The 14081-nt window shown below is 40.5% G+C and carries 15 protein-coding genes; 3 read left to right on the forward strand and 12 right to left on the reverse strand.

What is annotated here, in order from left to right; all coding sequences use genetic code 11:
* Positions 1 to 9: 9 nt before the first annotated feature.
* Both dhaL and dhaM read left to right on the forward strand, forming a co-directional pair.
* Complete coding sequence (gene dhaL / locus J2S78_RS00920; protein WP_306895420.1) at positions 10 to 639, forward strand: dihydroxyacetone kinase subunit DhaL; 630 nt, start codon at positions 10 to 12, stop codon at positions 637 to 639.
* A complete protein-coding gene (dhaM, locus tag J2S78_RS00925; RefSeq protein WP_306895423.1) occupies positions 632 to 1027 on the forward strand; it encodes a dihydroxyacetone kinase phosphoryl donor subunit DhaM in 396 nt (131 codons plus the stop codon). The genes dhaL and dhaM overlap by 8 nt, the downstream gene beginning before the upstream one ends.
* Before the next feature lie 155 nt (positions 1028 to 1182).
* Here dhaM and J2S78_RS00930 read toward each other — a convergent pair whose 3' ends face one another.
* From J2S78_RS00930 to J2S78_RS00945, 4 genes are read right to left on the reverse strand one after another with little or no spacing between them, the layout of a single operon-like run.
* Positions 1183 to 1932: a PHP domain-containing protein gene (locus J2S78_RS00930; RefSeq protein WP_306895425.1), complete on the reverse strand. Its 750-nt coding sequence runs from the start codon at positions 1930 to 1932 to the stop codon at positions 1183 to 1185.
* The gene (locus J2S78_RS00935; RefSeq protein ID WP_306895428.1) at positions 1929 to 2774 is read right to left on the reverse strand and encodes an energy-coupling factor transporter transmembrane component T family protein; all 846 of its coding nucleotides are present in this window, start codon (positions 2772 to 2774) and stop codon (positions 1929 to 1931) included. The genes J2S78_RS00930 and J2S78_RS00935 overlap by 4 nt, the downstream gene beginning before the upstream one ends.
* Positions 2734 to 4482 carry an ABC transporter ATP-binding protein gene (locus J2S78_RS00940; RefSeq protein WP_306895430.1) on the reverse strand — a complete coding sequence of 583 codons (1749 nt, stop codon included), beginning with the start codon at positions 4480 to 4482 and terminating at the stop codon, positions 2734 to 2736. Before J2S78_RS00940 ends, J2S78_RS00935 begins: the two co-directional genes overlap by 41 nt.
* A 2-nt stretch (positions 4483 to 4484) precedes the next feature.
* On the reverse strand, positions 4485 to 5375 hold the full coding sequence (locus J2S78_RS00945) for a DUF8171 family membrane protein (RefSeq protein ID WP_306895432.1): 891 nt from the start codon (positions 5373 to 5375) through the stop codon (positions 4485 to 4487).
* Between the two features lie 167 nt (positions 5376 to 5542).
* On the opposite strand from J2S78_RS00945, the gene J2S78_RS00950 reads away from it, so the two are divergent.
* Complete coding sequence (locus tag J2S78_RS00950; protein ID WP_306895433.1) at positions 5543 to 6373, forward strand: MurR/RpiR family transcriptional regulator; 831 nt, start codon at positions 5543 to 5545, stop codon at positions 6371 to 6373.
* Between the two features lie 64 nt (positions 6374 to 6437).
* Here J2S78_RS00950 and J2S78_RS00955 read toward each other — a convergent pair whose 3' ends face one another.
* The 8 genes from J2S78_RS00955 to J2S78_RS00990 all read right to left on the reverse strand — a co-directional run bounded on the left by J2S78_RS00955 (position 6438) and on the right by J2S78_RS00990 (position 14033).
* Positions 6438 to 7655: a multidrug effflux MFS transporter gene (locus J2S78_RS00955; protein WP_306895435.1), complete on the reverse strand. Its 1218-nt coding sequence runs from the start codon at positions 7653 to 7655 to the stop codon at positions 6438 to 6440.
* A 115-nt stretch (positions 7656 to 7770) separates the two neighbouring features.
* The gene (locus tag J2S78_RS00960; RefSeq protein WP_306895437.1) at positions 7771 to 8841 is read right to left on the reverse strand and encodes a M20/M25/M40 family metallo-hydrolase; all 1071 of its coding nucleotides are present in this window, start codon (positions 8839 to 8841) and stop codon (positions 7771 to 7773) included.
* Positions 8842 to 8929: 88 nt separating this feature from the next.
* The gene (locus tag J2S78_RS00965; RefSeq protein ID WP_306895439.1) at positions 8930 to 9544 is read right to left on the reverse strand and encodes a class D sortase; all 615 of its coding nucleotides are present in this window, start codon (positions 9542 to 9544) and stop codon (positions 8930 to 8932) included.
* Positions 9541 to 10215, reverse strand: coding sequence for a TasA family protein (locus J2S78_RS00970; RefSeq protein ID WP_306895440.1), 675 nt, complete (start codon positions 10213 to 10215; stop codon positions 9541 to 9543). The genes J2S78_RS00965 and J2S78_RS00970 overlap by 4 nt, the downstream gene beginning before the upstream one ends.
* A gap of 71 nt (positions 10216 to 10286) precedes the next feature.
* Positions 10287 to 10850: a TasA family protein gene (locus J2S78_RS00975; RefSeq protein WP_306895442.1), complete on the reverse strand. Its 564-nt coding sequence runs from the start codon at positions 10848 to 10850 to the stop codon at positions 10287 to 10289.
* Positions 10851 to 10928: 78 nt separating this feature from the next.
* Positions 10929 to 11522, reverse strand: a complete 594-nt coding sequence (locus J2S78_RS00980; RefSeq protein WP_125560448.1) for a CalY family protein — start codon at positions 11520 to 11522, stop codon at positions 10929 to 10931.
* 72 nt (positions 11523 to 11594) lie between these two features.
* Complete coding sequence (gene sipW / locus J2S78_RS00985; RefSeq protein WP_306895445.1) at positions 11595 to 12170, reverse strand: signal peptidase I SipW; 576 nt, start codon at positions 12168 to 12170, stop codon at positions 11595 to 11597.
* 27 nt (positions 12171 to 12197) lie between these two features.
* Positions 12198 to 14033, reverse strand: coding sequence for a hypothetical protein (locus J2S78_RS00990; protein ID WP_306895447.1), 1836 nt, complete (start codon positions 14031 to 14033; stop codon positions 12198 to 12200).
* Positions 14034 to 14081: the final 48 nt, after the last annotated feature.

Genomic DNA, 14081 nt, shown 5'->3' on the forward strand with positions numbered 1-14081 from the left:
GGATGATGGATGAATTTATCGGTGGAAGACGTAAAACGCTGGATGCATGTTTCCAATCAAAAGATACAAGAGAATAAGGAATATTTATCCGAACTTGATCAGCCGATAGGAGATGGGGATCATGGGCACAACTTAGGCAGAGGTTTTGAAGAAGTGGTGAAAAAGATAGAGAGGGAAGACTATCAAGAAATAGGTGCTCTCATGAAAGACGTTGCGATGACACTTATATCAAAAGTGGGAGGAGCTGCGGGGCCGTTATATGGGACAGCGTTCTTAAAAGCTGCGGATGAATGGAAAGGCAGCCCAACAATAACAGAAGAATTGTTAATACAGGGATTGGAAGCGGCAGTTGAAGGTTTAAGAACACGTGGAAAAGCAGATCGTGGCGAGAAAACATTAATAGATGTGTGGGTGCCTGTTTTGGATTATATTCAAAAAAATGACGTTCAGCCAATTGAATTAAAAGAAATAGCAAAAGAAGGAATGCAAAGCACAAACGGAATGCAAGCCAAAAAGGGAAGAGCTGCTTATTTCAGAGAAGCATCAACGGCTCATATTGACCCCGGAGCTTATTCTTCTTATCTGTTGTTTGAAGCTTTATATGAAAGCGTAAACATAGAGGAGGGCGCTCATGACTAAAGTAAATATCGTTGTCATTTCACACAGTAAAAAGATAGTAGATGGAATTGCTGACCTTGTATCCCAAGTAAAAAAGCCTGATGTTCACATTTTTACAGCAGGTGGAACGGATGACGGAAACATTGGCACAAGTGTCGAGAAGATAACAAAAGCTATAAACCAAGCCTATTCAAAAGCGGGCGTCTTATTGTTTTATGACTTGGGCAGTGCATCGATGAATGCAGAGGTTGCCGCAGAAATGTTTTCTTGCGGCCTGGTAGAAACTGCTGATGCGCCCCTTGTAGAAGGCGCTTATATCGCAACTGTTGAATCTGGACTGGGGAAGTCGTTACTAGAAGTAAAACAAGCAGTAGAGGTCACGACCCGGAGGCTGAAAACTTCCGAATAAACGAAAGGGAGCTGTATCAAAAGGTACAGCTCCTTTCCTTTGACATAGAGAATGAAACCAGAGGCAGAAGCTGAATGCGGCGACTTATAAGGAACGTCGGCTAAAACCGATCACGTCCTGTGCCCAACGCCGATATTAGAACATCCCCTGCAATACTATATCGATAGTACGTGGTTTTTTATTGTTTTTTTCACATATTTAGCTGCTTCTACTTTTGTAGATAAACAAGGTGATAAATCAATGCTAGGTTGTTCTGAAATGGCTTGTTTTAACTCAGTAATAGTAGAAATCGTTTCACTGCATTTATTACACACCGCTCCTAATTGTAGAGGATGATGCGAGTCACTGCCGGCAGTGACTTTTATATTTAATTCCGCTGCCCACTTTTCTACACGGCTTTTCATGTCTTGGCTATCATAGCTGTGTAAATCCTTCCCATTCAGATCAAAGCTATCAAGCTCTTTTAATAAGCTGGAAGAATGGGCCGTTAGTGGGGTGGACTCACGAAAAGGGTGGGCACCAATACGAATCAACTGATAATCGTCAGTCATACGTAATAGTCTTTCAAACGGGAGAAAATCCTCTTTATACTGATCTAGTTGGTTGTTCATAGTTAGTATGTCTTCACGGTCGCCAATGAGAAGGATGTGCCCCACTTCTTTAACGTCCACTTCCATCCCGGGAAAAACTTTTATTCCATCAATGTAGTAGCAATTGTTCTCATAAATGAAATGTTGATTCATTGTTTCGTAGACATCACTGAAATGTTTTGTGTTAAAGTGTTCAGTTAAAGCAAACGCATCGAGTCCATTTTTTTTGGCTCCTTCGACCATAGACATAAAATATTCGAGATCAAAATCGGTTTTTTTGGTAAGTTTCCCATGTGTGTGTAAATCTATATTCATAGTTGGTGTACCGTCCTTTCTATTGGATAAGTATTTCCGGTGTAAATGATTAGAAAAAGTACAACGCAGGTAATGCTTAAAAACAATGCATCATTCTTGGTTGTTTTTAAGTATGAAAGTTTAAGTTCTTTAGCTTTAGGATTATGCATGCCGTAAGTAAATCCCTTTACCTCCAGAGCTTCCACAGTCGTCCGTGTGCGCTTAGCAGTGTTTAAAATCATGGGGTAGAATGCCTTCACTGTCGTTACACATATATGATAAATATAGCGCCAGCCCAGCACCCCTTTAGACTCTGGATATTTTCCACGCAGTCGAAACGATTGAAAGATACTTTGGTATTCGTCAATGAGAATGGGCAGCATTCTATACCCGTAAGAAATACCAAAGCAAAAAGTTTCTGGTACTTTGAAACGTAACAGCGCATCACTAAAACGTTCTGGATCCATGTTGGTGAAAATGACAATACTGGCGAGTGAAATAATAGTTAATTTCATCGTGAAAGTCATCAGGGCTAAGGCGGCAGTTAGATCACCACCGAAAAATATAGAAACAAAGATAATATAACCAGCCTCCGTTAAAATTCCAAAGCATAACAAAAACAAAATGAGTGGACTGATACGGGAAACTGCGGTTAATACAATCATATATAGAAGCATGCCGATCAGAATAGTATTGTTCCAGAAAAACCAAGGGAGAATGGCGAACATTAAATACCATATAATAGCCACCCTTGGATCTAATTTTGCCATGAGGGTAGAGCGCTCTCCATACGCAGTGTTCATTAGTTCAATCTTTATTGTTTCAACGTTGATTTTCGAAAGCAGGTGTTTGATATGGTTCATAGACACTTTCTCCTCTCTTCATTAACTCTAAAAACTCAGCAATGGAGAGGGCAGAAGGATAAACACCGAGTTTTTCAGACAATCGAACGATTTGTGGAGGATGAAGGGAGCATTGGCGCATTAAATCGTGATTTGAAAATAATCCTCTCCGATCACCGTCATATTCGATTTCTCCTTCATTTAACACAATGACACGGGTAGCCCATTCTGCAACAAGCTCCATATCGTGAGTGGCGATAACAGTAGTCTTGACGTGTCCCTTTAATTCATGAAGTAAACGAGTCATTTCTTCCCGGCTGTTAATATCAAGGCTTGCTGTAGGTTCATCTAATAATAGCAACGAAGGTCTGGTGCCAAGGCCAATGGCAAGAGAAGCTCGTCGTTGTTGGCCACCGCTTAACAAACGACCATCTTTGTCTTCAAGATGGTGTAAAGAAAACATGTGACATAATTGTTTAGCGTAAGATTCTGTATCTACGAGGTTTCTTGCTTTTGAAAAATAATCAATATCTGCTCGAATATTATCGTCAATAAACATCTCTTCTGGATTTTGGTGAATGTAAGTTACTGATTCTGCCATTCGTTCTGGTGAAGTTTGAGATGCATGCATACCATCAACAACTATGTCTCCAAGTGCGGGACGTAGAATTCCGGTCAACATTTTCATAAGACTGGATTTTCCGGCACCATTTCCCCCGACTAATGCAATACGTTCTCCTTCATACAAAGACAATGTCAGGTTTCTAAACACCCATTTATAGTTTTTTTCCACGGTTTTATATCCTTGTTTTACTCCGTAAAAAGAAGCAAGTTCCTTAGGTTTTCGTTCAGGTGAACGAACAGAGTTCAACGTAGGGCCTTTGGCTGTAAAGGACCTATCGTTAAAGAAAGAAATGGCTTCGTCAAATGTAACCGGTAATGCTGCATCTTTATGAGATGTATCTGATGCTTCCGCTAGTCTAGTGACAGGTGGCGGCAATATGTTGTGAGATAACAGCTCTTTTGTCCGCTGCATAGCTGTAAACGTGGGGTACTTCCACTTAGTAGTGCCGTTTTCCATCAGCAAGACGGAGTCTGCGTATTCCGCTATAAATTCAGTATGATGTTCGATGACAATGATTGTTTTTCCATATTCCTGATTTAAATGTTTTAATGTTTCATATATTTCGAGCGCATGAACAGGGTCAAGCTGTGCAACGGGTTCATCCACAATAATAATCTCAGGTTGAAGGGATAAGACACTGGCTAACGCGGTAAGATGCTTCTGCCCGCCGCTTAACTGCCAAATAAATTCTTTTTTTAAATGGGTAAGGTTTAGCATGTCCAATGCTTCATCTCCCCGTTTTTTGTAATCGGTCCATCCGTAATTTAGCGGAGCAAATCGAACCTCATCGATAACACGTGGACGAACAAGTTGACTTTCAAAGTCTTGGTATACATAGCCGACTTGTTTGGAAAGCATCGCGACATTTGTTTCTATCGTGTCTTCTCCATATATGTTCACCTCTCCAGAAAGTTGTCCATTATAATAATGGGGGATTAAACCATTAAATGTTTTGCACAATGTTGTTTTTCCGCTTCCATTTCCGCCGATGACAGCAAGAAATTCTCCTTGTTCTACAGAGAGTGTCACATTGTTAAGAACATTTTCTTTAGCGAAGGGGTAGGAAAAATTCACATGATTTAATTGGATAATAGAATCTTTCATAACTATTGAGCCTTTCTTGAAGATTTTGTATCAGGTGTGGATGATTTCTTTAAATAAGAAATTCCCATGATTGCAAGAATCAGTACGATGACAGCAGCTGATACACCGATCCATAAGAACTGTTGTCCAAATTGTTCAATAAACTCCGGCTCCCAGACGGCAAAATTCACATCCATTTCTGCCATAAATTCAGCTATCATGGCGACAAAGCAGAAAAACACAGCGAGTATGAGAAAACGAGCACTTACAACTTCGGTGGCAGAACGGAACGACCTATCACCACGGGGCTCGAAACCCATTAAAGGTTCTATTTTTCCGTATAGTTTTGGCACAAGCCATAAAGCAGGAATTAGTCCGAATAAAACACCAGAAATCAGCATTTCGTTGACAAAACTAATGCCTTCTAATAGTAATATACTTTCCGGCACACCAGGAACAGCCTCTAATTCCTCTATACCTATCCAAACTTTCCCGATATCAACGATAGTACTTAACATTTGATCGATGCCAACCCCGACAAGTACAGCAATAGAGATTTGTTTTTTATTCATAGGATCACTCACAAGTAGACCGGCAATATACATGGCAAGTCCAAACTCAATAAACCCTTCTAGTTCTCCAATACCTCCAAAGTCTCCCATTAATAAATCTGCAAATATAATTTCTCCAAGCGGGGCGCCTAGTGCTGCAGGCAGGGGACTGAATAAAAACACCATTGTAAGCGGGATGAATGCAAAATAGGAAACGGATAGTTCCACTGGTCCAAACGTAAATTCCGGCACAATTTCAGTAATGATGTTGGCCAAACCGAAAAGGGACATCGATAGCACGAAAATCATAAGTTGTTGAGATTGATTCAGTTCTTTTTTCTGGTGTAATGAGTTTTGATTCATAATAGTAACCTCCTTTATGTGATTTCTAGTTCAGTGTAAAACGGATATATAAAGGAAACGTTAAGATAAGGTAAAAATGAAATTAATTTTTCTTATTTTTAATAATGAAAGTATTTTTTCAATATGAAAAATCATTTAACATAGAGATAACAAAAGGAGGGAATAGGATGGAGTGGCTGCAAATTGATTCTTCGGTTTTAAGTCCTAATCAGCAAAAAGTGGCTGATTTTTTATACAAACAAGACAATAAAATAGCGTATTTGACGCAAGAAGACATAGCTAGAGAATCGGGGGTTAGTATGGCGACGGTGTCTCGTTTTTTTCGAGAGGTAGGCTTTGAAAGCTTCAAAGCATTTAAGGAGGAAGTGAAGTCTAGGTTTGCGGAGACCCCGGCCAACAAAATGGAAACAATTATTTCGAAGACAGAATCATCAGAAGTTGTTCAATCTATGATTCAACAAAGTCGTTCCTATTTAGAAACAACGTCTAAAGAAATGACAGAAGATACATTCATGGATGCGGTCAAACTATTAAATCACGCTCAGACGGTTCATATGTTTGGTTACGGTCCGGCAGCATCATTAACATCTTTGTTTTCGTTTCGCCTGCAACGTTTTGGAGTTCACGTTCACGTTTTGCCAGAAAGCGGCCAAAAGCTGGTGGAAGATATGATTCATTTTCAACAGGAGGATGTTATCGTAATTTTTGGTTTTGCCAAACCGCTTCCGGAAACAAGGGCATTGTTTGATTACGCGGAAGAAAAAGGGATTTCAACAATATTAATCACTGACTTACGGGTGTTTGAATTTATACCGAGGGCAGATGTTGTATTATATACAGAACGAGGAGAAATGTGGGAATTTCATTCTATGGTGGCACCTGTTGCGCTGATTGAAAGTTTGATTGTAGAAATTGGAAGAAAAAGAGAAGAAATGGTCATGGATAACCTACACAATCTGCAGCAGTTAAGAAAACGTTATGCTTTCCAGAATAAATAGTATAAGTTTCATTTGTTAAGGAAAGGAAAACATTAAATAAGGAGTTCCGCCAGTGGCGAGCTCCTTATTTGTCAGTTTTTTTTCTAACAAGCAGTAAATAACAGGAAAGTGCGCTGAGGTCGGCGATTAAAATGATAAGCCCCATAGGCACTGCTGTATGTTCACCGGCCACACCGGTGAGAGGGGCGGAAGTGGCTCCAAATAAAAATGGCAGTAATCCTAGTAGCGCCGAAGCACTTCCGGCTCGGTGTCCTTGTGATTCCATAGCAAGAGAAAAACAGGTGGTTGTAACGATGCCGACACAAGATACAATGAAAAAAATCGGAATAACAATGAAAATGAGCGGTGCTTCTATCATAATCATTGCCATTAAAAATAGGCTTGCGCTTGTAGTAACAAGTAATCCGGTGAACAATATTTTTGTTTCTGCAATGATACCGGCAAGCCGTCCGGTTAATTGACTGCCGATAATGAGGCCGATGCCGTTTATAGCAAACAAAAAACTAAATACTTGAGCTGATACCCCGTATATTCCCTGATATACGAAAGGAGTTCCGGAAACATAGGCGAAAATACCGGCCATGACTAGACCTTGGGCGAGAGCGTAGCCGGTAAATGTTCGATCTTTGACTAAATCTCCGAACGTCAGGATTGTTTTCTTGATACCGGTTGTTGCACGATTTTCATCAGTTAATGTTTCAGGAAGAAGTGTGAATACGGTTATCAGCATGAATAGACCGATAACACTAAGAATCGCAAACACTCCGTGCCAAGTCGTCAGCTCGAGTATAATTCCTCCAGCAACAGGAGCTAGGATAGGAGCGAGGCCGTTTACTAACATTAATAAAGCGAAGAATTTTGTCAGCTCTTTTCCCGTATATAAGTCACGAACGACCGCACGGGAAATGACAATCCCAGCTGAAGCAGAGAAACCTTGCAAGAATCGTGCTGCAATGAGAACCCATATCGAGGGAGCAAATACACATAGAATAGACGCAGCGACATAGGCAGATAACGAGATCATCATCGGTCCTTTTCGACCTTTCATATCGCTGACGGGGCCGATGACAAGCTGACCGCCAGCTAACCCCAACAAACAAGCTGTTAAACTTAATTGAACAAGGGAGGCACTTGTGTCTAAATCATTTGCAATGGATGGGAAACTCGGTAAGTACATATCGATGGTTAGTGGACCGAAAGCAGCTAATGATCCGAGAAGAATCGCCATCCAGATTCGACGAGCCTTTGTTAACGGTTGCGGTGCAGCAGATGAAGGTTCCATATGTATACCAAGCACCTTTCTTACGTATTAAAGAACGCTTCATATTTTACATGAAAGTAGAAATAATTGTTACTAGTTTCGTATATTTTTACATGAAGATAAAGTATTTTCTCTGTTAAATCGAATCTAGAGAAACGGGTTTTATATCTTCGTTTCCATTCAAACGTGAAAGGAAGGAGACGAGTAATTCGATGGTTTGCTCGATATCGTTCAAACTGACAGTTTCTACAGGAGCGTGCATATATCGAAGCGGTAAAGACACGACAGCTATTGGAGTGCCTTGGGCCGTTTTTCTTAATTGGTCGGCATCTGTCCCGGTTTGTCGTGGAGTTAACTCGTATTGAACAGGTAATCCAACGGATGCGGCTGCTTCTTCTAAAAGTGTATTGGCTTTGCGATTAATCGGTGCTCCTTTGGCAAGAACTGGTCCACCGTCGAGCGTCACTTCTGCCGTTTTATCGTTATTCGCCCCTGGATAATCTGTGGCGAAGGTGACGTCGACAGCAATCGCAAGGTCAGGCGCGAGACTCGCACCGGCAAAATAAGCGCCGCCCATATTTGTTTCTTCATTGACTGTACTAACGGCATGGACCCCGACATTGGTATTCACCTGATTTTCCAAACGTCGGAACGTTTCCGCAACAATAAAAGAACCAGTACGGTTATCAAGACCGCGACCGCTGATACGTTGATTTAACAAGGTTTCAGGACTGCGTTTGTAAACGGCTGTATCTCCGACAGCAATAAAGGATTCGACCTCTTCTTTAGACGTTGCTCCGCAATCAATAAATAAATCAGAAAAGCTAAACGAATCTTTGGCGCCACCATGATGTTCTGCTTTCGTACCGATTACACCAGTGAGCCGGCCGTATTTTCCTAAAATGTCAACTTTCATTCCAATCGCAGGTTTATGACTGATACCGCCCAGCTTTTCCATATAAATATACCCGTTGTTATCAATGGATTTAATAAGGAAACCAATTTCATCGGAATGTCCGGCAAGTGCAATGCGGAAGGGAGCATCTGGATGAATGGTTGCCAGAGCATTACCAGCGCCGTCTGTATGTAATTGGTCGGCATGAGGTTTAACGTAACGAAGCCACTTCTTTTGAATGTTTTCTTCCATGCCGGAAGGGGAGGGGGTTTGGAGTAAATCATATAAAAATGTTTTTGAAGAATCGTTCATAGCTCATATCGCTCCTTTATACTTATACTACGTTTTATTCCATTATATGCTTTTTTGTTAGTCCAAACAAAATGAAACAAAAACGAGGTTATGGTTGCAGGGAAGCTTGAACGATTAATCGATGGGTGGGGTCTTTCATAGGATGGCACGTAATCAAAGTAAGAATGGAGGAGTCTGTTGGTTGATTCAAGACGGAGGTGTTTTCCGGGAGGACTAAAAACGAGTCTTCTACCTCATAAACGTAAACACTGTTTTTTGTTGTTACATGGATTTTGTCTCCGGATTTCACTTCATCTAACCGATTGAATAAATTTCCTTCTGTATAGCTGCGATGAGCAGCAATGGCTGTATTTCCCTTTTCACCAGGAAGAGCAGTAGAACGGATACGTCCGGCCGCATTTTCTAAGTGAGACGAAGATGTCCCGTCCACAACGGGAACTTCTAAGTCAATGGCAGGTATTTCTAGAATAGCAGAGGCAATAGAAGAGTCCGGCTCCGTGGATGATGTTGTTTGGCCGTTATCTAGGGTATTGTTAACCGCTGCATAGGTTTGTGCTCTGTGAGACATGGAAGCTTCTCCTTTTTCATTACTAAATGCCTGCAACATTTGCTCTTGTTGAGAAGAGGAAAGGTAATCTTGGACGAACGGATAACCGCCAATAGAAATTCCAGCAACAATGAATACGAGTGCTATCCATTTCACGCAATACTCCTCCCTAATAGTTCTTTTTGTCTCGCTATGACCAGTATGGATATACCGATAGCAAATATCATTCCGCCCAATATGTAAAATAGTGTTTGAGGTTCTTCTCCCGTTTGTGGGAGTCCATTTGGCAGCATAGTGTCGTCACCGGGATTACCGAGTCCTTCGTCGGGCTGGCCTGGATCTGAAGGTGTAGTATCAGTCTGTTCTTCTGCTAAAAATTGAAATAGGACATCAGTCGTTAAGTTTTGAAACTCATTGCCTGATTCCGCTGGGAATTCAACGGTCACTTGTAATTCATCGTGGCCATTGACGTCAAGAGATTGTGTGCGGAATCCGTCAAATTCATGCATTTTTCCCTGATAAAGGGTTGTCTTGTCGTCAGCAACAGAAAGATCAAGTTGTTCAAAAAGTAAGTCCGAACCTGACTGTTTTTGTGAAGTCATCACGTAGTTCACGTCTTGATTTCCTTCATTATTTACAGTGATGGAGCGTGTCATATAATCTCCTGGTTTTAAGTTGTCCACTTCTATAAAACGATTTTCAGGTGAGGTTGTTAAATCAACAACGGGAGCTGCATCTAATGCGACCGTGGATCCAAATGGTTTTAAAATAAGAAAGAACAAAGCAATGATTCCATATAAACACAATCCTTTAAATACAATCTGCATGGCGATTTATCCCCCCCTTATCATTTAAAAATAGAAGAAAGGAGATAGATATTCCTTTCTTCTGCTTCAAATTATTTTTCCTCTCCATCTCCTTGCATGCCTTCAAATGTCCATTCCACTTCGATAGCATCACCTTGGAAGATGTTTTGATCTTCGCCGTTATCGACGAATTCAAATTTTACATACATTTCATCATAATCGCCTGCTTTAAGGACTTCATCTCCTAAAACATCAGGCTCCATACCTTTGAGCTCGTCCAATGTCTCTTTATAAACGGAAGTATGTTCTTTATCATCATTCCAAACAAACGTTACTTCTATATGTTCAGCAAAATTTTCGCTTCCGTTATCATTTTCCGCGTCGATAACATTATAATCGGTTGTCATCATAATTTCGGCGATATCAAGAGAACCGTTGTTTTTTAATTTATAAGGACGTTCAAACGTATCACCGGGTTTTATGTTTTCAAGGTCAATCACTGTTGTTGGTTTTGCTTCTAAATCTAACGTTCCGGCAGAAAATGTTCCATTTGCTTCAGCGCTGTCGCTAAAGTAAGCAAATGTTCCGCCACCTATTAATGAAAGGCCAAGTGCAGCTGTTGAAACGCCTAATCCTAGTTTCTTTTTCAATCCCATGTTGTTTCCTCCTAGTAGTTAAGTGAAAAGGGGCAGGAAGGATGTCCCGCCCCTTTTCTATTTATATATTTAGTTGAATTATTTTTCTTCTCCATCTGTCTGCATTGCTTCGAATTCCCAAGTAAGGTCAAGAGCATCTCCTTGGAATTCGTTTTGATCTTCACCGTTGTCTACAAATTCAAACATAACATGTAGTTCATCTGATGTGCCGGCTTCTAGAAGTCCGCCAATCTCACCAAACCAACCGCTGAAGATGTTGCCTTCAATCACATCAGGATCTTGTGATTGTAGATCCGCTAAAGACGTGCTGTAAATAACAGTGTCGTCCTTATCGTCGTTATAAAGGAAGCTTACTTCGATATGTTCACCAAAATCTTCTGCGTTATCTCCTTCTACATCGTCCACGGAATAATCTGTGTCCATTTTGATGGAGCCGATGTCAAGAGAGCCGTTATTTTCTAATTCGAACGAACGAATCATCCAATCCCCTGGCTTTAAGTTATCTACATCAATGACTGTTTCCGGCTCAGCTGTCAAATCGATGGTACCGGCAGAAAATGTACCATTGGCATCTGCAGTGTCACTGAAGTATGCAAATGTTCCTCCCCCGATTAAAGATAGTCCTAGTGCAGCTGTGGAAACCCCTAAACCTAATTTCTTTTTCAATCCCATAATAATTCCTCCTCTTAAATTATGATTTTATATATTGAATCCTTGCGGGACACAAGGAGATCAATCGATTGGTTATACATTAGATGATTCATTTGTAGAATCTTTTTGTGTTTTTTTCTCTAGTTTTGTTAATTCTCGCCAAACAGAGAAGATACCGTATAAGAAAACGATAATTCCCGGAACGACTAGAAGCAGAAGAGCTCCGGTTTGAGAGTTAGCAAAGTCAACCAAATATCCAAGATACGGAATAGTGAAGTCGACATATTTGCCGACGACGTTGTCTGCTAATACAGGATTCATATCAACAGCGTCATTATTGTCGCCTTTTGTTTCATAAATGACATCTCCGCCGCTCTCACTGACATTGGTTATCCGGTGAGTGACAAGAACGTCTTGTTCCTGCTGATAGGTAATAACATCTCCTTCTTCGTAGCCGGTTCCGTCTTCTGTCGGTTCTATGGCGATGACGGAGCCTGTTTGAAAGGTTGGCTCCATGGATCCAGATAAAACACTTTTTATTTCATATCCCATGATGGATGGGTTTCCTCCGGAAGCTTTTGAAGAAATAACGACAACAATCATACATATTAAAGCGGTAAACAATAGCACAGTAAGTGTTCCACTCATGAATCGAAGAAGTTTTTTCATTTGAATCCTCCTTTACAATAAAGTATTTTAAGAGTCAGGTTTATTAGATTTTTTGCTGTCACTAGTTTTCTTTTCAGGCTTGTCCTTTTTTTCTTTTTTAGAATGTTGTTTAGTTTTGTCTGGTGTATCATTGTGATCTGGTGTTTTTTTATCTTGTTTGTTGTTCTTAGAATCCGACGAGTGATTGTCTGTATTTTTGTCTGAGTCAGTATCTTTATCAGAATCTTTGTCCTCTTTCTCGTCCTGGTTGGAGGAGGACTTGTATTCGTCCTTGGCTTCATCACCGTCCGAAAAGTTGTCTTGGTTCTCGTCCTTACGGCTCTCCTCGTCTTGGTCAGAAGAGGATTCGCCATTATCGGAAGAAGACTTGTCGTCGTCTTTGGAGTCATCCTCGTCTGAAGAGTTGTCCAGGTTCTCGTCTTCAAGGTTGTCCTTGTCTTGGTTGGAAGACTCATTGTCATCGTCGGAAGAAGACGTATCTTCGTCCTTGGCTTCATCCTCGTCTGAAGAGTTGTCCAGGTTCTCGTCTTCAAGGTTGTCCTCGTCTTGGTTGGGGGACTCATTGTCATCGTCGTCCATGGAATCATCACCATCTGAAGAATTGTCCAGGTTCTCGTCTTCAAGGTTGTCCTCGTCTTGGTTGGAAGACTCATTGTCATCGTCGGAAGAAGACGTATCTTCGTCCATGGAGTCATCCTCGTCGGAAGAATTGTCCAGGTTCTCATCTTCAAGGTTGTCCTCGTCTTGGTTGGGGGACTCATTGTCATCGTCGTCAGAAGACTTGTCGTCGTCCATGGAATCATCACCATCTGAAGAATTGTCCTCGTCCTTGGCTTCATCGCCGTCCAAAGATTCATCTTGATTATCAGGAGTCTCGTTGTCCTCCTCTTTGCTCTTTTCACTTTCGGAAGAATTATCCTCTGTTTTATTATCGTTCTCCTCTTTGTCATCAGTATTTTCGGAGTCAGAGGCATTTTCTTCTTTCTCTTTTTCTTCTTTCTCTTCTTGTTTTTCTTTCTTTTTCTCCTCCTCTAATTGCTTTTGACGTTCTCGTTCTTCTTTTTCTTTTTTCTTAGCAGAACGTAAGACTGATTGTTGTTTTTGCTCCATGTTTTTTATCTCTGTATTGATTTCAGAAATATCTTTTTCTACAGAAGTAACTGTTTCCGAGATTTCTTCTTCTATTTGTTCTTGAAAATAGGTTAAAAGAGTTTCGTCGATATTCTCAGGCCTAGAGATGGCAGGATGAATCGTTTGAAAAAATTCAAACAAGTCTGTAATATCATGATGACCGAGATTAAGATCATGTAGTGACTTGTTCGTTTTTTTAATTTTGCTGTACTCTCCGTCATTTTCGAGACAATAAAGCTCATCAATCTGAGTAATCTCATTTAACTCGGAAAGGACAGAATAGAGATCTTTTACTTTTTCCATCATTTTATTTTCAATGGATTGCGTGTGTTCAATATCTTCTTTTCTGTCTGACTTTGTCTGTTTCAGAGAATTAATATGTTTATCAATGTCATTGGCATAGGAACGTAATTGTTTCGCTGAGCTTACGTTTCCAGATGCACGCAATGGTTTTATTTGTACGCTTTTATTAGGAAGTGAACTTTTAAGCTCTTCTATCTGCGTAATATTGTGATTGGCTTCGTCTAATAAATCTTGTACGTAACTAGGAAATACTTCACATGCTGTGACGTTTGTTCTTGTGTTATCGTGGTTATGAAATTGTCCAAATGTATTTCCTACATAAAGAGGGCTTGTCCCTAAGAGAAAAAATCCAGAAGCAAGACATAATGTCACTTGCTTAGCTCTTCTTTGTTTTCGTTGTCGTTTAAAGATAGTGCTTCTTTTTTCCAAATCAAGCCCCCCTTTTTTCAATAACTACATTTTTCGTTCTTTTTTTAG

The sequence above is a fragment of the Salibacterium salarium genome (assembly GCF_030813635.1).
Lineage (GTDB): Bacteria > Bacillota > Bacilli > Bacillales > Marinococcaceae > Salibacterium > Salibacterium salarium.

Coding starts and splice junctions, on each gene's coding strand:
- J2S78_RS00975 (WP_306895442.1), bottom strand. CDS start 10,850: ATGGGATTGAAAAAGAAACTAGGATTAGGCGTTTCAACAGCTGCACTT.
- J2S78_RS00935 (WP_306895428.1), bottom strand. CDS start 2,774: ATGAACCATATCAAACACCTGCTTTCGAAAATCAACGTTGAAACAATA.
- J2S78_RS00980 (WP_125560448.1), bottom strand. CDS start 11,522: ATGGGATTGAAAAAGAAATTAGGTTTAGGGGTTTCCACAGCTGCACTA.
- sipW (WP_306895445.1), bottom strand. CDS start 12,170: ATGAAAAAACTTCTTCGATTCATGAGTGGAACACTTACTGTGCTATTG.
- J2S78_RS00930 (WP_306895425.1), bottom strand. CDS start 1,932: ATGAATATAGATTTACACACACATGGGAAACTTACCAAAAAAACCGAT.
- J2S78_RS00955 (WP_306895435.1), bottom strand. CDS start 7,655: ATGGAACCTTCATCTGCTGCACCGCAACCGTTAACAAAGGCTCGTCGA.
- J2S78_RS00940 (WP_306895430.1), bottom strand. CDS start 4,482: ATGAAAGATTCTATTATCCAATTAAATCATGTGAATTTTTCCTACCCC.
- dhaL (WP_306895420.1), top strand. CDS start 10: ATGAATTTATCGGTGGAAGACGTAAAACGCTGGATGCATGTTTCCAAT.
- J2S78_RS00960 (WP_306895437.1), bottom strand. CDS start 8,841: ATGAACGATTCTTCAAAAACATTTTTATATGATTTACTCCAAACCCCC.
- dhaM (WP_306895423.1), top strand. CDS start 632: ATGACTAAAGTAAATATCGTTGTCATTTCACACAGTAAAAAGATAGTA.
- J2S78_RS00945 (WP_306895432.1), bottom strand. CDS start 5,375: ATGAATCAAAACTCATTACACCAGAAAAAAGAACTGAATCAATCTCAA.
- J2S78_RS00950 (WP_306895433.1), top strand. CDS start 5,543: ATGGAGTGGCTGCAAATTGATTCTTCGGTTTTAAGTCCTAATCAGCAA.
- J2S78_RS00970 (WP_306895440.1), bottom strand. CDS start 10,215: ATGCAGATTGTATTTAAAGGATTGTGTTTATATGGAATCATTGCTTTG.